The sequence below is a fragment of the Flavobacterium piscis genome, assembly GCF_031457575.1.
Lineage (GTDB): Bacteria > Bacteroidota > Bacteroidia > Flavobacteriales > Flavobacteriaceae > Flavobacterium > Flavobacterium piscis_A.
On record NZ_JAVDWQ010000002.1, the window covers coordinates 330,389 to 350,902 of the forward strand.

Here is a 20,514-nt window from a genome sequence, read left to right on the forward strand (position 1 = left end):
GCATTTGAAGATGATCTCAATTTACTAGTAGTGAATTACCCACAAATTGATCAAATTTATAAGAATCAAAATTTTTAAAAAACAAATTTTCACTCAAATCATCAATAACAAACTCTTTATCGTATGCTTCGACAATCTCATTAGCATTATTTATTAGGTTTATATTTGGCAAATCAAAAACATGTTCATGTCTTCGATAGGTTTGTTTTTTATATATGAATGCTATTTTTTTTAAATGGTAAGCTTCATATAGAGCAGTAGATTGTATAACTAATATTGCTTTTGAAATTTCTAACAATTCATAAACACTATTTTCGTTAGTATAAACCTTTACATTTTCAAAATTTGCAAATTGATCTATGTAATATTGTTTTTCCACAAATTGATTAGGGTGCAATTTAAAATATACCGGAATAGTTTTATTAATATTAACAAAGTCAATTACTATTTTTTTTAAGTTTTCACCAAATACATCAGAACTAGCTACTAGTAATCCATTTACGCTTTTATTTTTATTTTTACTATATTGAGCATTAAAAAAATAAGAATTCCCCATTGAAATAATTTCTTTTATTGGAAAATTTAAATCTTTTGCCCAAAAATCTGAAAATGAAAAAAAATAAGTAGGTAAGTAAATTTGATTTTTTATATAATCAATTTTTTTAGAGTAATTATAGGCCAAGTGGGCATCATCTATAATTCCGTGTTGTACTTCTACTATAGGAATATTTCTTTCTTTAGCGGCAGCAAAAAGTCCTTTTTGAATACCATTTTGAGTGATAAAAATGGCTTTAGGTTTCTTAAATTTAAAAATTACAGAATAATACAAACAATCAATTTTAAAATCTAAGATCAATCTATTAATATCTTCACTTGTGAAGGCAGAATTTGAAAACTCAGCATTGATTAAAGAAATTAGTTCAGAGTAGTCTTTTTTTTGCTGATAAAATATCTTTGTTATCTTTTTGAAAATAGCTATCGGATTAAATAAAGTATTCTGATAATACCATTTTGACTTATTCCGTTCAAAGGTTTCAAAAGCACAATAACTTCCTCGTATATTGTTTAAAATATCACCTAAATTTTGGTCAAAAAACTTATCCTTATCAATCATATTTCGGGAAGATGTAAAAAACAAAAAATCAGGCTTTTTAAATAAAATAAAAACAAAAAAAGATTTAATTTCGTCAAAAATTTGTCTTTTAGTTACTGCTGATTCTTCACTTTTTACATTTGACTTATGATTCCACAATAGGTGATAAAATAATTCAAACCGTATTAGATCCCAATAAAATAAACCATCGGATTGTTTACTAAATAGATTATATTTTTCTTCAAAATCAAAAAAAGTATTTTGGTTAAAACCTGTTTCTGTTTTTTCTTTCTGCATAAGTTATGTTCAAAACATACAATTTAAAAAAATCTCTTAAATTACTATCTAAAAATATTTGAATTACACACTTAGTTGTTATTTGTAAATCAGGCACTTAGAGTTTAAATTATGAAATTTAAAAAGCAAAACTTTTATAGAGATTAGCTATAATTAATAAAAACATGAATTATTGATTATTAGCAATATATAAAATTACTTAAGTGTATAACTCAATAAAAATATTTTATCTATAAACCAAGATCGCTTAATTTAACATTTTTAATATAAATATCTGAATGTCGCCCTTTATATCTATCATGCGATGAGTAATAACTTACCCATAATTCTCCATCCTTGATTACCATTCCTGCATAGCCACAATCTCCACCACTAGGAAAGGTAAGTAACTTTCTATAGTTATTATTAATTAGATCATAACTATAAAGAACTACTTGCATTGCTCTAGAATCACGACCTGTAATTAGCATTTTATTTTCATAAAAAATAAAATTAGGGCCTCCCAATGACAATACTTGTATTTTATCAAAAACTTGCCATGATTTATTATGATCAGTGCTTTTAGCCAAAATAAGATCTGTACTTCTAATTACAGCGTAAAAGTCTCCTTTATCATCCACTCTTATTGTTGCTTCACCTCTAAAAGGAAAAGCTTTTGGAATAATATTTAAGCAATTGAATGCTAACCCATCTGTGCTGTCATATAAATCAAATCCCCATGAACTGTAACCAAATGTATATGCCTTATGTTTATACCAAGTAACTCTCCATGGCCATCCCTCGTTACCTTTTATTTTTGAAATCAAAGGTTTTGAGTTAAGTAACTTAACCTCTTCTAAATCCTCCCAATTGTTTCCTTCTATACAAACAGACCTATAGTCTGAAAAACCTAGCAATTCTTTATCAACATACTTTGACCCGTGTAGGTATAACATTAATTGATCATCATTTACTGAAAACTTTGGGTCTCTTAAATCAATACCATCAACTTTAAAAGTTTTAACTAATGTCCAAATTTCGTTATCTAACCTTGTGTACAAATTAATAACTCCATCTTTGCCAAAAGCATGGCTATCTGACTCTCTAAAAATTAGAAACCATCTCTCCTTAAAATAAACGAGATCAGTAAAGTTATAAGATATGTCGTCAGTAAATGGGACAATCGAATTTAATTTAATACCTTTATTATTTACATTCCTTTCTGAATTTTCTTGAGTGGAACATGAAACTGTAGAAATTACAAATATAACTGTGAGTATTTTTTTTATCATAATTCAGTCTAAGATTTTAATAGTTATATTTAGGTTTAATTTATTTTTCCCATGATTAAAACTTTGACAAAATAAAAAAATTAGTTGTTAAATGCTGAAATGGATATAATTATTGGTCAAACTTATTTAAGGATTTAAAATAAAGTTCTAATACTTTTTCCATCTCAGCTTCGCCTATAATTTTTTCCACAAATTCTCTAAAAGCCCCATCCCCACCTTCTTTGGTTAACAATAAATTTGTATGTTTTTTAACATAATTAGGAGCATTAATAGGGCAAGCACTTATTCCTACATTCATTAAAACCTGAATATCATTAATATCATCTCCTATATAAGCAACATCTGAGATTGAAATATTAAACTTTAGACATAAATCTTTAACAACTTCAAGCTTATTTTTAATTCCCATGAACAAAATATCTATGCCTAATTTATTGGCTCTATTTTGTATAATGTTATTTTTTTCCCCAGTAATAATTCCAACTGGTATAGTAAGTAATCGGCAAAAAAGAATTCCAGCACTGTCTGATGTATTGTATTTCTTAAATTCATTTCCTGTATTATCATAATACATACCGCCATCAGTCCAAACGCCATCAATGTCTGTAAGAATAAGTTTTGGGAGAATCATAAGATCACTTAATAAAATCAGAATAAATTATCTCATTTGCAGAAACATCTTGTTTTAATACCTGCCCTATAAGCTGTTCTTTTTCATCCCACTTCAAACCATCACCTGGACTTAATAAATGCAAATCAACTTCAGAAATAACATGCCCCTTTTTTAAATCTTTTAAAGTTGCAATAGATCTTTCCAATTTAACTTTTGCTGAATGAACAGAATCCGCTATAAATATTTCTTCCTTACCAATAGAAAGTTCAAGATTTCTAATATCTCTAACCATTCTTTCAATTCCTTCTACAGCTAAAGATCCTGCCTGATCAGTACCTTTCATTAATCTATCTAATGTAATGTGCTTTTCAATTATTTCAGAACCCATGGCTACAGCCGCTATTGGAGTTGCAATGCCAATTGTATGGTCTGAATATCCTATAATAAAATCAGAATAATTTTTTTGGAGATATTTTATAGTATTCAAATTAACATTTTCGTATCTAGTTGGATACTCAGATACACAATGAAGAATACCAATATTATTATGATATTTAACAATCACATCTAATGCATTGTCAATTTCTCGTACGCCTCCCATTCCAGTAGAAAGAATAATGGGAATTTTAGTCTCGGCCATAGCATTTAGCAATGGCAAATTTGTTAAATCTCTTGAAGCTACTTTTAGTTTATCAGGAGTAAATAATTTTAATAAACTTAAACATCCTATTGCACACAAAGTCTCAACAAAATCTAAACCATAACTTTTAGCATAATTATAAATTTCAAAATGCTCTTGGTCATCTAATTCTAGAAACTCTCTATGTTCCCCATAAGTTTTACCAAAAGAATGTGGTGTATCATAAGCTTTTGACATTTGGGAAGCAGAAAGTTCTTGGTTTAAATCACGCTTAGTAAGCTTTACTGCGTCCATACCTTTTAGTTTTTTACCAAAAAGTTTATCTACAACTGGTCTCGATGCTACATCGATAATTAATTTTGCAATATCAACTGATCCATTGTGATTTTGACCAATTTCTCCAATAATATAAGTCATTTTGAATATTTTTTTATGTTATTAATCATTTTAATTTTGTACTCCTCATGAGAATCTATAAAACCAATCAAAAAACGAATATCATCTTGTTTACTATATGTAAGGCTATAAAGAGATGCCAAGTAATCAAAATCTTCTTTATCATCTAATGTTAATCTTATATCCTCTCTTAAATGAACCTCAGAAGGGCTATTTAGTAATTTTATATTAAAAATTTGTGGATTAGAATATATAAAATTTGTAACATGTTCTTGATAAATTAGTTCATTCTGAAGATTAGTAGCTTTTAGTAGAGCCTTTAAGGATACAATTTCAGTAAATAATCCTATGTGTGTTTTAATAACTGGAATTCCTAAATAATTACAGTAACTTAAATAATCAATTTCTGGACTATCAAGTTCTTTTATCAAAAAAGATATTAGATTGATATTTAAAAACGGGTTATCAGAACAAATACGTAACAAATGAGTTAATCTTCCATTTACGCCAACCTCAACAAATCTACTCAATACATTTTCTTCACTCCCTTGATAAAACTCAATTTGATGCTTTAAAGCAATTTCAGACAAAACATTATCATTCCTATTAATTGAAGTTGCAAGAATAATTGGATAATTAAAAAATTTAGATTTTAACTTTTCAATTAATATGTCTAATATCGATTTATCTTCATAAAAATTCATTAAAATTTTATTTGGAAGTCTGCTCGAACCAGTTCTTGCTTGTATAACAATACCAAGTGAAATATCTTTTTTTTTTGTCATTTCCCAGTCATTTTAGAAAAACTTAAATTATTATTACTTAAATAGGGATATTAAAGTTTTTTCAAAATTCTTTTAGTAATTAAAAATAAAACAATAAAAAAAACTCCTAGAAATCCTCCTAAAATTATTCCTTTTATTTTACCAAACCGTTCTTTTGCTAACGGTAAAATTGGTCTGTCAATAATTTGAATTAAAGGTGTCTCTTTACGTAAAGTAACTTTTGCCAACTCAGTTTGTTTAACTAATTCTGTTAAGATTGCTGTATTTGCTTGTACATCAACTTGTCTCCTCGCTGATGGTGCTCGACGAACATTAAGTGCTGGATTTAAATTAAATGTATTATCATTGGCAACTGCAACTCCTATAATTGCACCATTAAGTTCCCTTCGAATAGAATCTGTTTGATGTTGTAAAATAGCCATATTCATTCTTGCTTTTTTACTTTTAGTAGTTACGTAAAAATCAGATACTTGTTTGGCTAATGCTTCACAAAAATATTTTGCAAAAAGCTCATTTTGAGAAGTAACATCAATACTAATAATTGAAATTTTTTTGTCTTTTTGAGCGACAGACAAGCCTCCTTTTGACAAACTTTCATACATTTTTCCCATAATACTATCCTGAACGCGGGTGTATGGTTCTCGGTTTGCATTTGGTAAAAATTCTAAACTTGCAAATTTTGGATTATCATTCCAGCCTTTACGCCACTCATTATTCTGAATATACATTTCTGCCAAAGAAATTACCTTTCCATTTACATTAACTGGGGACAACAACGTTTTCTCTACCATTGATCTGGATTTAAATAATTCAGTCAGATTAGAACCCGTAAAAATACTCCCACCTCCGCCACCTAGATCGATACCAAAAGAACTTACTAATCCTAAAGCGCTTCCTAAACCACCTCCGCTTTTTTCATCTTCCAAAGCAAACGACAATGTCGCCGTATAAACAGGCTTTTTAATAATCGAATATGTGATTCCCAAAGCAGCTCCTATTAGTCCGATAAGAAAAATAATTTTCCATTGTGAAAGTAAATATACCCACCATTCTTTTCCTTTTTGCAGTAATTCTTTTAATGAAATTTCATCATTGTTACCTTGCAAATTATTTTCCATATAGAATTCTAAATTTATTTAAAAGCCGTAATGATTAACAATGCTAAACTAGTTAAAACACTACCAATACTTACCCATTCTCCTGTAGACATTTTTTTAGTTTCAGGTTTTTCCGGAACAACAATTTGAGAATCAGGCCTAACTATCGGATAAGACCTGAAGAACAAAAATGAACCTGTCACAGAAGCCTTTCCATTTGGGTAAATGATATATGCCTTTTTTTTCCATCCTTTATTATCAACTCCCCCAACTGCATTTATATAATATTTAAAATTTTTACCTCTTCTGTATGGAATTTCTGAAGTCAATAATACATTTCCAGTAACTTTCACTCCTTCGTTATAAACAGCAACTTCAATTTCGTCTCCGGGGAATAAGGTAACATTTGAATAATGGTTCCTATTCTTTACAATTTTTTCCCAATTGACTGGAATTACTGCATACCTTAATTCATCTTTTAATCTTTTAGACAATTTGTCCTTTACACTATCATTCTCTGCTAAATTTAAATCAATACTTTCAAGTTGATCAATTTGATCTTGTTTAATAGGCCTTTTAATTTTCATACCATCTAAATTAGCAATAGAGGTTAACCCTCCGGCTCTCATAACTACATTATAAATCGTTTCTTTTTTATTGGCTAAAACATATTTACCTGGATAAGCAACTGCACCATTTACTAAAACCATTTGAGGTTTTTCATAAACGGCGATCCTTCTAATATTAATAACATCAAATGGTTTTAATACAAAATTTTTAATTTGTTCATTATTATCAGCAGTGATTTCAAGTTCTACCAGTTCAATACGTTTTGGATCTGCATCATCTATTTCATCTGATTTAACCATTCTTGCTATCTCTACCCTTTTTGATGCAGACCCTGTTAGTCCTCCAACCTGAACTACCAAATCATTTAAAGTTAGATTTTCAAAATATTCATATTCTCCCGGATTTTTTACTTCACCGTCAATCGTCACTTTATATTCTTCCCTGAAATCTAAAATTGAATATACAGTTACTATATCTTCTCTTTTTAATTCTATATCTGAGCTTAAATCTCCAGATAACACAGCACTTAAATCGATGTTTACAATTTCCGTTGTCAAATCTGATTTTAAGCGAATTATTCTGGCTCTTTTACTGTATGCATCTTCTTTGAGTCCTTCTGCTCTCGCAATAAGATCGGAAATCCTCATTCCTTCTGTAAAAGAATAATAGTCAGGTCTAAAAACAGCACCTTCTATCTTAATACGGTTTTCAAATCGATTTAAAATTTTAGTGACTTTAAAAACATCTCCCGATTGAGGTTGATACGAATCAAACTCACTTTCATTTATATCCTGAACCTTAAATTCTTTACCTGTTTTTTGCAAAACATTTACGGAAGCTGTATAGGCGAATTCATTAAATCCAGATGCAAAACTTAATAGATCGGCAAATGTTTCCCCGTTTTTCATTTCAAAAATACCAGGTCGCTTTACCTCCCCTTCAACAGTTACTCTCTGGCTATAAGATGGAATCCTGATAACGTCATTTTCTTTTAAACCAACATTATCAGACTGATCTCCTTTTACCAAAAATCTATAAATATCAATATTTTTATAAACTTTATTATTTCTAATTAATTCAATATTTCTATAACTTCCATTTTTTCCCGGACCTCCCGCTAAATGTAATGCGTTGTAAACTGTTGCTAAGGAAGAAATAGAATAATTTCCAGGTTGCTTACCTCCAACAACAGTAACTTTAATAGTTCTTATACGATTCAAAGTGACACTTACTTGTGACTGACCTGAACGCAAAGTACTGTAAACTTTTGCTATTGCAACCTTAATTTTTTGTGTAGCAGCTTCAATTGACATTCCTGAAACAGAAATTTGTCCGACGTTCTGAATAGTAATGTTTCCTTCAGCACTCACCGGAACGCTAGCATTGTATTCCTGAACACCATAAACACTTACCTGAAGTTCATCTCCTGGTCCTAAAATATAATTTACTGGAGTAGCCAGATTCAAATCTGGTTCAAAATTTAAAGTTGGATTGTCAAACAGCTCCGAGCCAAAAATCAAAGCATTTACTGTATCCTTTATTTTATAGTTCAAAATTTTTTCCTGACTTCTGCCCGAATCATTTTTATTATCCTTGCGATTTTCACTCTTGTTTTTATTTAAAGAACTTGCTGGTCCATCGTTTAGTCTTGTTTTCAGTTTAGCAAATTCCACAGTACTCATTCCTTTTGACAGAGCCATTGGTTCAGCTTGCTCAATAGTCATATTATTACTTTGTAATTGCATTCTTATTTTAGCAATATCGTTATCAGATAAATAATCAACTTTTACAGTACTCAAATCATTTGATTTAATTAAATCCTGAGCATTTATTTGATATGAAAATAAAAAAGTAAAAAATAATACAATAACAGTTGTTATTTTTTTCATATTTATAATATTTAATCCCGATTAAATTAACAAATCGAAGAAGAATTATTTTTTAAGAATATTGTTTTTGATAATAATCTTTATAAGAACCGGAAGTTACATTCTGTAACCAGTCTTCATTATTCAGATACCAATTAATTGTTTTTTCTAAACCTTCTTCAAATGTTACCGATGGTTTCCATCCTAGCTCTTTATTGATTTTTGAAGCATCGATAGCATAGCGTAAATCATGCCCGGGCCTGTCTTTAACATATGTAATTAATTCTTGGGATGTACCTGATTCCCTTCCTAACTTTTCATCCATAATCTGGCATAATAATTTTACCAAATCAATATTTTTCCACTCATTGAAGCCACCTATATTATAGGTTTCATGATTTTTTCCTTCATGAAAGACTAGGTCAATTGCAATGGCATGGTCTTCTACAAACAACCAGTCCCGGGTATAATTACCATCGCCATAAACTGGCAGTGGTTTATTATTTATAATATTATTTATAAACAATGGTATCAATTTTTCAGGAAAGTGATAAGATCCATAATTATTGGAGCAATTAGTTAAAACATAAGGCAAGCCATAAGTTTCGCCATAAGCTCTTACAAAATGATCGGAACTTGCTTTTGAGGCTGAATAAGGAGAATTTGGGTCATAAGCTGTAGTTTCTGTAAAAAGACCTTCAACACCAAGAGAACCATAAACCTCATCAGTACTTATATGATAGAATCTTTTTCCTTCAAAATTGTTTTTCCATTGGTTTTTTGCAGTGTTTAATAAATTCATCGTACCAATGACATTAGTTTTTACAAATGCTAATGGATCTTCTATAGATCGATCAACATGCGATTCAGCCGCTAAATGCAAAATACCATCAAAATTATGAATTGAGAAAAGCTCCTTTATAAAAGTTTCATCTACGATATCTCCTTTTATAAAAGTATAATTTGGTTGATTTTCAATATCTTTGATATTCTCCAGATTACCTGCATATGTTAAAGCATCTAAATTATAAATATGATATTCCGGATATTTATTTACAAAGCGTCTCACGACATGTGATCCAATAAAACCGGCTCCGCCCGTTATGAGAATTTTTTTCATTTTGAATTTCAATTAATTTAATAATTCTGAATTTTGTTTTTCCAACTTATTGTATATATCCTTCACATCTTGCGAATTTTCTTTTTGCAAGATTAAATTAGCACTCTCAGTATAAACAAAAATAATGTTTTTTAATCCCAAAAAGGTAGTATGTTTTTCACAACCTATTACCATATTACCATTCTCATCAACAGGATGACTTTTTGAAACTAAATATTCATAAACAGATTCAAACGATCCCAAATCTGACCATGAAAAAGATGCTGGCACTACTTTTATTTTTTTACTTCTCTCCATTACAGCATAATCAATACTAATGGATGGGATTTCCAATGATAAATCTAAATCTAAGAAACCATTTTTACTTGCTTCCCAAACTGCTTTTGATTTTTCATAAACTTCAGGCTGAAACTGTTTTAATTCGTTTAGCAAAACTTGGGCTCTAAAGCAAAACATACCACTATTCCATAAAAAATTCCCTTTCGCAATAAAATCTTTTGCTGTAGTTTCGTTAGGTTTTTCCCTAAATGAAATTACTTTATCTCCCTTTGATTCTATATACCCATACCCTGTTTCTGGCTTTGTTGGAATAATCCCAAATGTTACAATAAAACCATCTTCTGCTTTTAAAACTGCTTCTTGGATGGCCGTATTGTAATCTTCCATTCTATCAATAATATGATCGGAAGGCGTTACAATTAAAATATCATCCGGATCAGCTGCAAAAGCTGCAAAAGCTATAGCCGCCGCTGTATTTCGAGGTGTAGCTTCAACAATGTTAACATAAGAAGTTTTTGTCTTCTCCATCACCTTACCACTTAAATGGTGATTGTCTACATTTCCAACTACCATAACTTTATCAGCTAAATGGCTGTTGCGCTCAACGGTCATTTCGAATAACGATTTATTTTCAAAAATTTCTAAATATTGTTTTGGCTGGCTTTTACGAGACAATGGCCATAATCTGCTGCCTATTCCTCCTGTTAAAATTACATGTATTATTGAATTATTTGTTTTCATTTCTTTTCCAATTAAGAGAGAGTTTTTAAATACTATAATCTATTATCAGCTATAGTTCCTAAAACTCCCTTTACATCATAAATTAAACTATTTAATTTTTGTAATTCTAAAAAATTTAATTTTAGAAATTCTGAATGTGCGACTCCTAAAACTATTGCATCAAATTTTTTTACAGGAAGGTTTTTTACTGTCTGCAATCCATATTCCTTTTTCACTTCTTCAATATTAGCTAAAGGATCGTAGATTGTAACTGAAATTCCATATTCTTTTAGTGCTTTTACTACATCTACTATTTTGGTATTTCTTACATCCGGACAATTTTCTTTAAAAGTAACCCCAAGCATTAAAAGTTCTGCCTCATTTACTGATATCCCTTTTTTAATCATCAATTTAACAATCTGGGATGCAACATATTCTCCCATGCTATCATTTAAACGACGTCCTGCCAAAATTATTTCAGGATGATATCCAAATTCTTGAGCCCTTTGCGCTAAATAATACGGATCTACACCTATACAATGTCCACCAACCAGACCGGGTTTAAAAGGTAGAAAATTCCATTTTGTTGCTGCTGCTGCCAATACTTCTTGTGTATCAATATTCATAAGATTGAATATCTTAGCCAATTCATTAACAAAAGCAATATTTATGTCTCGTTGTGAATTCTCTATAACTTTTGCTGCTTCTGCTACTTTTATGTTTGGAGCGAGATAAGTCCCTGCAGTAATTACCGATTTATAAAGTGCATCCACTTTTTCTCCAATTTCCGGAGTAGATCCTGAAGTTATTTTAAGAATTTTTTCTACTGTATGTTCCTTATCTCCAGGATTGATTCTTTCAGGTGAATATCCTGCAAAAAAATCTTCATTAAATTTCAATCCTGATACTTTCTCTAAAACTGGTACACATTGTTCCTCGGTTGCACCTGGATAAACAGTTGACTCGTAAATTACAATATCATTTTTTTTTAAAATTTTCCCAACCGTCTCGCTAGATTTATACAATGGTGTTAAATCCGGGCGATTATTTTTATCTACTGGAGTAGGAACAGTTATTATAAAATAATTACAGTCCGCTAAATGGCTTATATCTGAAGTACAATATAATCCTTTTTGATAAGGAACATCAACCAAAACATTTTGTAAAACAGCATCTTCAACTTCTAAAGTACTGTCTGTTCCTGATTTCAAACTTGTAATTCTGGTTTGGTTTATATCAAATCCTGAAACAGAATATTGTGTTGCAAATAAACGAGCTAAAGGCAAACCAACATAACCTAAACCAATTACAGCTATCTTTATGTTATTATTCATATTTTTCCTTAATTTCTTTTATCATGTTGTACGGCTTCGCCATTCAAAGTCACATAATATGACATGAATAATCTGGAATTGGATTCCGGCAAATATAGCACAATAAGTCAATTTAATCAACTCTCAAAAAATTTATAACTAAAAAAAGAACCTAAAAATCACAAAAAAACTCAACCCATTATAAGTCAACAAATAATGATGTGTGCTCTAAAAAAACAAAAAATCACTAAAATTAGTGACCTTTTGTTTTTGTTTTTTATGTAAGCTAATGGAATTCAGATCATTTTTTTCTTATATTCATTTTTAAAACACATCCTAATGACTCTAAAACCAATATATAATGTGTATTTGAAATTTCCTGTACTATTGCATCCTGACTGCTAAACACTCCGGTTTCTAATTTTATTTTATCCCCTTTTTTATACGGCAAAACCAAAACTTCGGAAATATCTACATCTAAAAGACTTTTTTTTATTGTTTCAATTTCCTCATCTCTTACTATTGCAGGTTTTCCTAGCCAAAATAAGTATCGAATAACTCCTGCTACTTTAAATACAGAAGTTCTATTGGCATCTGGCAAATGAACAAAAACATAGGAATTAAAAAGTGGTCCCTCGACTTTCTTCTTTCTATCCGACCATTGTTTTATTTGTGTAATTAAAGGGCAATAGCACTCAATACCTATTTGATTTAGCCTTTCAGCTACTTTCCTTTCCCATTTAGGCTTTGTATAAACAACATACCAATTCATTTTGATTTATTTTAAGAACCTATTCCTTTGTAGATAAATCCAATTAATTCTAATTCTTTTGCGTTTAATATATTTCTACCGTCAAAAATGAAAGCTGGCTTCTGCATTGAATCGTATATTTTTTGCCAATTATAATTCGTAAACTCATCCCATTCTGTAAGAATAGCAATCGCATGTGCTTCCTTACAGGCTTCATAAGCATTATCAAAAGAAGCAACAGCATTCGCATTATCAATGGCGTTTCTTGTTTCTAAATAATCCAGATCATTCAGGATTTTATTTCGGGATACTTTAGGATCATAGACAGAAATTTTTGCCTGTTCATTGATTAAATCATCTGCAATATATATAGCGGCAGATTCTCGGGTATCATTTGTATCTTTTTTAAATGCCCAGCCTAAAAATGTTATTTTTTTTTCAGCAACAGTGTTATAAAGCGTCTGAACAATTTTATTCGAAAATCTTCTTTTTTGATGATCATTCATAATGATTACCTGTTCCCAATAATCAGCAACTTCATTTAGTCCGTAAGTTTTTGCTATATAAACTAAGTTCAAGATATCTTTTTGAAAACAAGAGCCTCCAAAACCTACTGATGCTTTTAAAAATTTTGAGCCGATTCTACTGTCCATACCAATAGCACGAGCAACCTCATTCACATTTGCCCCTGTTTTCTCGCACAATTCTGACATTGCGTTAATAGAAGAAATTCTTTGCGCCAAAAATGCATTTGCCGTAAGTTTAGACAATTCCGAAGACCAAACATTTGTGGTTAAAATTTTATCTCTGCTTACCCAATTTGAATAAACATCAACTAAAGCATTAATAGCAGATTTACCTTCTGGTGTTGTGTCACCACCAATTAAAATTCTATCCGGATTCAATAAATCCATAACTGCTGTACCTTCTGCCAAAAATTCGGGATTAGAAAGGATTTGAAACTGCACTCCATTTCCTGTATTATCAAGAATACTTTTTATAGCTTCAGCTGTTCTGACAGGCAATGTGGATTTTTCCACGACAATTTTATTTTCTTTGGCAACTTTTGCAATTTGCCTTGCGCATAATTCGATATATTTTAAATCCGCAGCCATTCCTTTCCCTTTACCATATGTTTTGGTTGGTGTATTTACCGAAATAAAAATAACCTGTGCCTCATCTATAGCTTTTTCAACATCTGTTGAAAAAAAAAGATTCCTTCCTCTTGCTTCAGCTACAATTTCAGAAAGCCCTGGTTCATAAATTGGAATATTGTCCGTATTCGGATCATTCCATGCATTAATTCTTTGTTCATTTAAATCGACAACAGTAACTTTAATATGAGGGCATTTTTGTGCAATCACTGCCATAGTAGGCCCTCCAACATATCCTGCACCAATGCAGCAAATTTTTGTAATTTCCATTTAATATCTTTTAAATTAACTTTATTTTATCTTAAATTATTCCAATACCAATTCACAGCATCCCTGAGACCAGCTTGTAAAGAATATTCCGGGTTATAACCCAACAATCTTTTTGCTTTATCAATACTTGCTAATGAATGCGGAATGTCACCTACTCTATTGACACCATAAATAATTTCTACATCAGCAATTTTGGAATCAAATTCAGTTAAATATTGTTGTAGGTATCCAACCAAATCATTCAAAGTATTCCTGTCTCCAAATGCAGTATTATAAACAGTATTAATTGCATCGGGATTTTCACTTGAAATAGCCAGATCATTCATTTGAATTACATTATCTATATAAGTAAAATCTCTTGAATAATTTCCATCGCCATTTATTACCGGACTTTCATAATTCATGAGCTGCATCACAAATTTTGGAATTACAGCAGCATATGCTCCTTTTGGATCTTGTTTTCTTCCAAAAACGTTAAAATAACGCAACCCAATTGTTTCCAGTCCATATGTTTTACTGAAAATTTCAGCATACAACTCGTTTACATATTTTGTAATTGCGTATGGCGACAATGGTTTTCCTATTACTTCTTCAACTTTAGGCAATCCTTCAGAATCTCCATAAGTAGAGGAACTCGCTGCATAAACAAAGCGTTTAACTTTTGCATCACGTGATGCGACTAACATGTTTAAAAAACCAGAAACATTAACATCATTGGTCGTAACAGGATCATTGATAGACCTGGGTACAGAGCCTAATGCGGCCTGATGCAACACATAATCAACTCCTTGGGCCGCTAAATTACAATCGTTTATATTTCGAATATCACCTTCTATTAATTTAAAATTTGGATTTGACATGAAATCTTTTAAATTATGATGATGCCCGGTAGAAAAATTGTCCAAACAAATTACTTTTTGTCCCTTCTCCAAAAAGTACTCACATAGATTAGAACCTATAAATCCTGCTCCTCCTGTTATTAAAATTGAATTTTGAATCAAATTTTTCATCTATTTCAATTTATTTTTTATTGAATTTATTAAAAACAGACTTTATAAAACCTTCTTTTACTTCCTCTTCATGATATCCATTAGAATATGCTCCATATCCATAACCATAGCCATATGCTGATCCATACTTTGCTTTATTTTCAAATCCATTCAAAACAATACTTACATTAGTTAATTCCCCTCTTTTTACACGATTATTCAACAGCATAATCATTTCCTTTTTTGTATAATTTTGCCTTACTACATATAGGGTAACATCGCTAAACTCAATCAATTCTAATGCGTCAGAAACAAGTCCAACCGGTGGTGTATCAAGTATGATATAGTCATAGTTTTTTTTGAGTTCATCTATAAATTCCTTCATTGTTTCGCCTATAATTAATTCCGAAGGATTTGGAGGAACTGGTCCCGAAAGAATAACATCCAAATATGGGATTTTAGTTTTATTTACAATTTCTGCAAGGCTTTTTTGTTTTATTAAATAATTAACAACCCCGAAATTATTTATTAAATTAAATTCTTCGCTTAATTTTGGTTTTCTCAAATCCAGACCCACTATAACAGTTCTTTTTTCACTCAATGCAAATACGGTCGCTATATTTATAGAGCAAAATGTTTTTCCTTCACCACTAATAGAGGAAGTAATCATTAATGTTTTTGCACCATCAAGCTGTTGCTTTTTATATAAAAATTGTAACGACGAACGTATTGCCCTAAAGGCTTCTGATAATGGCGATTTAGGTTTATCAAAAACGGCTAAACTTGATTTTTCTTTATTTACACCAACCACACCTATCAATGGGATTTGGGTCTGATTGGTAATATCATCCGTATTCTGAATAGAATTATTGATAAAGAAAAGTATGAAAACTATAATTAAAGGAATTAAGATACCTAAAAATAAAGCCAGTACATAATTCACAGAAGTTTTTGGACCAATTAGCCCTCCTCCTATATCTTTAGCAGGATCTATAAAATAAATATCCGATAAATTAGATGCTTTTACAATATCGGCCTCATTTCGTTTCTGTAAAAAAGTACTGTAAATATTGTCGCTTAAATCATATTTTCTTTTTATTTTTAACAGTTCTTGCTGCTCCTCGGGAAGTTTTTTTATAGTACTTTCTACCTCCCCAATTTTACTGCTGATTATTGCCAAATCATATTGTAAAGAAGATTTTGCGGTAGCGATGTTCTCTAACAAAACATTTTTAACAGCTATCATCTGATTGTCAAAATCCTTGAAAATCTTATCACTTTTTACTGCGTAAGACATTTCAGATCTTTGAGTTGACAAAGTTATAAGTTTAGAAATATTTACAACAATATTAGGGTCTTCAATACCAGCCACGGATGGAGCAGGTAATTTAGAATAATCTACACTGTTTCTAAGATATGCTTTTAATGAATTGTAGTAGGCAATTTTTCGGGTAACTTCATCTTTCTGCACATCGAAACCAGAGATTTTATCAGAAAACTTTCCTCCCCCCTGTTCAATATCATAAATATTTTTATCTTTTCTAAATGATTTTAATTCATTACCTGTTTCCTTTAATTGAGACTCCATAGCTACAAGTGTACTATCAATAAAACTGATTGTATTGGTAGCGAATTGATTTTTACTATCGAGTTGCATCTTAATAAGCATTTTAACAGTCGAATTCAAATATTCTACCATTCTGGCTTTGTTTGTGCCATTTAAAGACAATGTAAGAATAGACCCCCCTTTTTCCGAATCAACATTAATTCCTCTGTAACGAGAAACAGTACCGTCAAAATTGTTAAATCTTATAAAATATTCTTTGCCTTTGTAAAATCCAGGGTTATCTTTTATCTCAAGTTTCCAATTTAAAAAAGGTAATGAAACTTGTTTCCCTACTTTATACTTTTTGACAAATTCAATGGGCTCAACTGCTGTTTGACTATAACTATTACTTGAATAGGTAAATAATGAAACCGAATTATTTTCAAAAGGTATTCTAATTTCATATTCATTTTCACTTATAAATCTAATTCCAATTAACGAACCTGATAACTGAGGTTTCGATTTATCAATATTAATATAAAAAGGAGTTGCTCCATAAACATCAATCATATTATACTTCCCCTGCTCGAGATAATCAATATAATACTGCAATTTATCCACAACTATTTCATTATGGGATCTTGATTGTAAAATAGTTGAGACACCTGTTACCTGATCTGAAATCCCTCCCCAATTAAAAACTAAACTTGTATTAGAGGTAAAAAAAGGATTGCTTTGCTCTTTAATAGAAATTAAAGTTTGCATTGCATATATCTTCTCTTTGCGAATGTTTACCTGATAAGCAATTGTAAATGCTATTAGTAAACTTATTAAAAACAATTTCCAATAGCCTCCGATTTTAATCAAAAAACCTTTAAAGTCAAAGCTTTTATGGTTTTCAAAAATCGAAAAATCTTTTATATCTAACATGGTGTGAACTTAATTTTTAATTTTTCAACAATAAATAAACCGTTGTTGCTAAAGACAACAAAGTAATAATTGTTCCTATTGATTGTATTCCTGTCTGACCAGTCCCCCACGTTTTTTGTTTTAATGGTTTCACATATACATAATCATTTGGCTGTAAATAATAATAAGGTGATTTCATTACATTTACATCGGTAAGATCGACATCATTCATTTGTACCCCTGTAGGTGTTTGTCTTATTACGGTCACCGATTTTCTATTACCAACTGTTGTAATATCACCTGCATTTGCAATAGCTTCCATAATGTTTACATGTTCCTGAAACAATGTTTTTGTTCCGGTACTTCCAACTTCTCCGTTAATAGTATATCTAAAGCCTGCTAATTTAACGGTAACAAATATATTTGCTTCTGCTTTAAAATATTCTTCGAGTAATTTTTTTTCAATTTTTATGCGGACTTCTTCAAGGGTATACCCAATAACGTTTATCTCCCCTAAAATTGGCATTCTGATATTACCGTGATCATCAACCGTAAATCCTTGAAAATACAATCCTGATTCTGATTTACTATTATTTCCTGAAGCAGAATTTTCTGAAGAACTAAAAATACTAACTAGTTTAGGATCTATTGCCTTTATATCTACACTCAAAATATCGTTTGCCTGCAACCTGTAGGGTTTTGATTCTACAGATAATACTGTAGTTTGATTATCTGAAGTTCCTTTATCTTGTAAATACACTAAATCTTTTACGGGAATACATGAAGTAAACAGGACGCTAATTAATAGTAATATATAAAAACCGTTTTTTGTCATTTTTTAATTTTTATCAGCAAATATAGCTTTTCCTTTAATTATGAGAAAATCTTGATTGCATACGTTTTTATTTTAAATGTTTTTAAATGTTTTTTCAAAAGGAACACGATGTAAAATACTTCTTCCAAGTGTGACTTCGTCTGCATATTCTAATTCATCTCCAACTGATATTCCACGTGCAATAGTTGAAATTATAATTTCAGATTCAGCTATTTGTTTATAAATGTAAAAGTTAGTTGTGTCTCCTTCCATTGTTGAGCTTAACGCAAAAATAATTTCCACGACCGTTCCTGATTTTACTTTTTCTACTAAGCTCACAATATTTAACTGACTTGGGCCCACTCCTTCAATTGGAGAAATCTTACCTCCTAAAACATGATAAATACCTTTATATTGCCCGGTATTTTCTATTGCCATAACATCCCGAATATCTTCGACAACACAAATTGTTTGTTGATTTCTCGATGAATTGGCACAAATTTCGCAAACTTTTGTATCAGAAATATTATTGCAATTTTCACAGAACTTAATATCCTGACGCATATTTAAAAGCGCCTGAGATAAAAAACCGGTTTGTTCTTTGGGTTGTTTTAATAAATGCAAAACAAGTCGCAATGCTGTACGTTTACCAATACCAGGTAATTGCGACATTTCGCTGACAGCCTTTTCTATTAGTTTTGATGAAAATTCCATATTAACAAAAGTAATACTTTTAATGTTTTTTTAAAGTATAGCCCCAGACACAGTAACGTCATCCTTTTTCTGACTGCTTCCAGCCTGAAAAGACATGGTGGATCGCCCGAAATAGCTCTTAAAAAAAACTAATATTGATTAGTGGCGAGCAAAACTAAGGTACAGGCAACTTCTGCCTTAATATCGTTTAAATCAAGTAACTGATACAATTCGGGATTTTCTGTTCCCGGGTTAAAAATTACTCTTTTTGGCTGAGCTTCGATGATATAATTATAATAATCCCGCTGACGAACAGGGTTTAAGTACAAAGTTACAGTATCAATATTTTTAACTGGAATTGCCTTGGTGTGAATTTTTACCCCAGCAACTTCACCTACATTCTGGCCTATTGCCAAAACGGTGTGACCTTTTTGCGTTAACATATTTATAGCTTTAAAAGCATAGCGTTCAGGTTTAGTCGTTGCTCCCAGAACTAAGGTTTTTTTATTTTTCATTATTTTTAAATATGCTACAAAAGTAATCAAAAAAAAACATTAATTCCTCTGCATTATTGATAGAGAGATCTTAAGATAAAAAACTATATCCTAACATGAATTTGAAATAAGATCTTAAATTTTGACTATTTTTACACTACTAATCAAAAAAAATATGGATTTATTTATCTACTTATTTGCTGCTCTTTTCTCTGTTTTAAACCCTATTGGAACCGTTCCTATCTTTGTTGGATTAACACATGATGATTCAAAAAGAGAACGTTCCAGAATTTCATTATGGACCGCTATAAATGTTTTTATTATCCTGATGGTCTCTTATTTTATTGGTCAGTATGTTTTGACTTTTTTTGGAATTAGTATTGATGCTTTAAGAATTGCCGGAGGAATAGTGATTGTGAATTCAGGATTTTCATTGTTGTCGGGAAAATTTAATAAGAAACGAGGAATCAATAAAAAAATTGAAACTGATGCACAAAAAAGAAATGACATTGCCTTGACACCTTTGGCTATTCCAATGCTGGCGGGTCCCGGATCTATTTCTTTATTGATCGCTTTTTATCAGGAACATCATCAAATAAACGAAATTATTATTTCGAGTTTAGCTATTTTAGCAATTGCGATTGCCATTTTTGCTATTTTGAAAAGCGCACATTACCTCGCCAGAATACTGGGTGCATCCGGAATTGTGGCAATTTCCAGAATTGTTGGATTTATTGTAATCTCTATTGGAATACAATATATAGTAAGCTCCATTATTAATATTATTAAAGGAAATCTGATGTAGATTATTTCATTCATATAAAAACAAAAA

At 30.6% G+C, this 20,514-nt stretch carries 18 protein-coding genes; 1 reads left to right on the forward strand and 17 read right to left on the reverse strand.

All coding sequences use genetic code 11. From position 1 onward, the window contains the following. Positions 1-16 precede the first annotated feature (16 nt). The 17 genes from J2W48_RS04540 to J2W48_RS04620 form a co-directional block, all read right to left on the reverse strand. Positions 17-1,390, reverse strand: a complete 1,374-nt coding sequence (locus J2W48_RS04540) for a hypothetical protein (protein WP_310278725.1) — start codon at positions 1,388-1,390, stop codon at positions 17-19. A gap of 230 nt (positions 1,391-1,620) precedes the next feature. Beyond that, positions 1,621-2,661, reverse strand: coding sequence for a hypothetical protein (locus J2W48_RS04545; protein ID WP_310278728.1), 1,041 nt, complete (start codon positions 2,659-2,661; stop codon positions 1,621-1,623). Between the two features lie 109 nt (positions 2,662-2,770). Further along, positions 2,771-3,292, reverse strand: coding sequence for a KdsC family phosphatase (locus J2W48_RS04550; RefSeq protein WP_310278731.1), 522 nt, complete (start codon positions 3,290-3,292; stop codon positions 2,771-2,773). Positions 3,293-3,296: 4 nt separating this feature from the next. Then, positions 3,297-4,331, reverse strand: a complete 1,035-nt coding sequence (locus J2W48_RS04555) for an N-acetylneuraminate synthase family protein (protein WP_310278733.1) — start codon at positions 4,329-4,331, stop codon at positions 3,297-3,299. Further along, on the reverse strand, positions 4,328-5,095 hold the full coding sequence (locus J2W48_RS04560; protein WP_310278736.1) for a cytidylyltransferase domain-containing protein: 768 nt from the start codon (positions 5,093-5,095) through the stop codon (positions 4,328-4,330). The genes J2W48_RS04555 and J2W48_RS04560 overlap by 4 nt, the downstream gene beginning before the upstream one ends. 50 nt (positions 5,096-5,145) lie before the next feature. Continuing rightward, positions 5,146-6,213, reverse strand: a complete 1,068-nt coding sequence (locus tag J2W48_RS04565; RefSeq protein WP_310278739.1) for a Wzz/FepE/Etk N-terminal domain-containing protein — start codon at positions 6,211-6,213, stop codon at positions 5,146-5,148. Positions 6,214-6,227: 14 nt separating this feature from the next. Continuing rightward, positions 6,228-8,651 (reverse strand): SLBB domain-containing protein, encoded by a 2,424-nt coding sequence (locus J2W48_RS04570; RefSeq protein ID WP_310278741.1) that lies wholly within the window; start codon positions 8,649-8,651, stop codon positions 6,228-6,230. A gap of 52 nt (positions 8,652-8,703) precedes the next feature. Continuing rightward, positions 8,704-9,750 (reverse strand): dTDP-glucose 4,6-dehydratase, encoded by a 1,047-nt coding sequence (gene rfbB, locus J2W48_RS04575; protein WP_310278743.1) that lies wholly within the window; start codon positions 9,748-9,750, stop codon positions 8,704-8,706. A gap of 12 nt (positions 9,751-9,762) precedes the next feature. Then, on the reverse strand, positions 9,763-10,770 hold the full coding sequence (locus J2W48_RS04580) for a mannose-1-phosphate guanylyltransferase (protein ID WP_310278746.1): 1,008 nt from the start codon (positions 10,768-10,770) through the stop codon (positions 9,763-9,765). Positions 10,771-10,802: 32 nt separating this feature from the next. Continuing rightward, positions 10,803-12,083 (reverse strand): nucleotide sugar dehydrogenase, encoded by a 1,281-nt coding sequence (locus J2W48_RS04585; protein ID WP_310278749.1) that lies wholly within the window; start codon positions 12,081-12,083, stop codon positions 10,803-10,805. Between the two features lie 280 nt (positions 12,084-12,363). Further along, positions 12,364-12,834, reverse strand: coding sequence for a UpxY family transcription antiterminator (locus tag J2W48_RS04590; RefSeq protein ID WP_310278751.1), 471 nt, complete (start codon positions 12,832-12,834; stop codon positions 12,364-12,366). Positions 12,835-12,845: 11 nt separating this feature from the next. Further along, on the reverse strand, positions 12,846-14,237 hold the full coding sequence (locus J2W48_RS04595) for a UDP-glucose 6-dehydrogenase (protein ID WP_310278754.1): 1,392 nt from the start codon (positions 14,235-14,237) through the stop codon (positions 12,846-12,848). A 26-nt stretch (positions 14,238-14,263) separates the two neighbouring features. Next, the gene (locus J2W48_RS04600) at positions 14,264-15,247 is read right to left on the reverse strand and encodes an SDR family oxidoreductase (protein WP_310278757.1); all 984 of its coding nucleotides are present in this window, start codon (positions 15,245-15,247) and stop codon (positions 14,264-14,266) included. A 10-nt stretch (positions 15,248-15,257) separates the two neighbouring features. Then, the gene (locus J2W48_RS04605) at positions 15,258-17,702 is read right to left on the reverse strand and encodes a GumC family protein (protein WP_310278760.1); all 2,445 of its coding nucleotides are present in this window, start codon (positions 17,700-17,702) and stop codon (positions 15,258-15,260) included. Between the two features lie 16 nt (positions 17,703-17,718). Beyond that, positions 17,719-18,516, reverse strand: a complete 798-nt coding sequence (locus J2W48_RS04610; protein WP_310278763.1) for a polysaccharide biosynthesis/export family protein — start codon at positions 18,514-18,516, stop codon at positions 17,719-17,721. A gap of 72 nt (positions 18,517-18,588) precedes the next feature. Beyond that, on the reverse strand, positions 18,589-19,209 hold the full coding sequence (gene recR, locus J2W48_RS04615) for a recombination mediator RecR (RefSeq protein WP_310278766.1): 621 nt from the start codon (positions 19,207-19,209) through the stop codon (positions 18,589-18,591). A gap of 128 nt (positions 19,210-19,337) precedes the next feature. After that, positions 19,338-19,703: a CoA-binding protein gene (locus J2W48_RS04620; RefSeq protein ID WP_310278769.1), complete on the reverse strand. Its 366-nt coding sequence runs from the start codon at positions 19,701-19,703 to the stop codon at positions 19,338-19,340. Between the two features lie 154 nt (positions 19,704-19,857). On the opposite strand from J2W48_RS04620, the gene J2W48_RS04625 reads away from it, so the two are divergent. Then, the gene (locus J2W48_RS04625; protein ID WP_310278772.1) at positions 19,858-20,487 is read left to right on the forward strand and encodes a MarC family NAAT transporter; all 630 of its coding nucleotides are present in this window, start codon (positions 19,858-19,860) and stop codon (positions 20,485-20,487) included. Positions 20,488-20,514 lie beyond the last annotated feature (27 nt).

What these genes read in the sequence shown, in the direction of transcription:
- J2W48_RS04540 (WP_310278725.1), bottom strand. Translation starts at nt 1,390, where the DNA reads ATGCAGAAAGAAAAAACAGAAACAGGTTTTAACCAAAATACTTTTTTT.
- J2W48_RS04545 (WP_310278728.1), bottom strand. Translation starts at nt 2,661, where the DNA reads ATGATAAAAAAAATACTCACAGTTATATTTGTAATTTCTACAGTTTCA.
- J2W48_RS04550 (WP_310278731.1), bottom strand. Translation starts at nt 3,292, where the DNA reads ATGATTCTCCCAAAACTTATTCTTACAGACATTGATGGCGTTTGGACT.
- J2W48_RS04555 (WP_310278733.1), bottom strand. Translation starts at nt 4,331, where the DNA reads ATGACTTATATTATTGGAGAAATTGGTCAAAATCACAATGGATCAGTT.
- J2W48_RS04560 (WP_310278736.1), bottom strand. Translation starts at nt 5,095, where the DNA reads ATGACAAAAAAAAAAGATATTTCACTTGGTATTGTTATACAAGCAAGA.
- J2W48_RS04565 (WP_310278739.1), bottom strand. Translation starts at nt 6,213, where the DNA reads ATGGAAAATAATTTGCAAGGTAACAATGATGAAATTTCATTAAAAGAA.
- J2W48_RS04570 (WP_310278741.1), bottom strand. Translation starts at nt 8,651, where the DNA reads ATGAAAAAAATAACAACTGTTATTGTATTATTTTTTACTTTTTTATTT.
- rfbB (WP_310278743.1), bottom strand. Translation starts at nt 9,750, where the DNA reads ATGAAAAAAATTCTCATAACGGGCGGAGCCGGTTTTATTGGATCACAT.
- J2W48_RS04580 (WP_310278746.1), bottom strand. Translation starts at nt 10,770, where the DNA reads ATGAAAACAAATAATTCAATAATACATGTAATTTTAACAGGAGGAATA.
- J2W48_RS04585 (WP_310278749.1), bottom strand. Translation starts at nt 12,083, where the DNA reads ATGAATAATAACATAAAGATAGCTGTAATTGGTTTAGGTTATGTTGGT.
- J2W48_RS04590 (WP_310278751.1), bottom strand. Translation starts at nt 12,834, where the DNA reads ATGAATTGGTATGTTGTTTATACAAAGCCTAAATGGGAAAGGAAAGTA.
- J2W48_RS04595 (WP_310278754.1), bottom strand. Translation starts at nt 14,237, where the DNA reads ATGGAAATTACAAAAATTTGCTGCATTGGTGCAGGATATGTTGGAGGG.
- J2W48_RS04600 (WP_310278757.1), bottom strand. Translation starts at nt 15,247, where the DNA reads ATGAAAAATTTGATTCAAAATTCAATTTTAATAACAGGAGGAGCAGGA.
- J2W48_RS04605 (WP_310278760.1), bottom strand. Translation starts at nt 17,702, where the DNA reads ATGTTAGATATAAAAGATTTTTCGATTTTTGAAAACCATAAAAGCTTT.
- J2W48_RS04610 (WP_310278763.1), bottom strand. Translation starts at nt 18,516, where the DNA reads ATGACAAAAAACGGTTTTTATATATTACTATTAATTAGCGTCCTGTTT.
- recR (WP_310278766.1), bottom strand. Translation starts at nt 19,209, where the DNA reads ATGGAATTTTCATCAAAACTAATAGAAAAGGCTGTCAGCGAAATGTCG.
- J2W48_RS04620 (WP_310278769.1), bottom strand. Translation starts at nt 19,703, where the DNA reads ATGAAAAATAAAAAAACCTTAGTTCTGGGAGCAACGACTAAACCTGAA.
- J2W48_RS04625 (WP_310278772.1), top strand. Translation starts at nt 19,858, where the DNA reads ATGGATTTATTTATCTACTTATTTGCTGCTCTTTTCTCTGTTTTAAAC.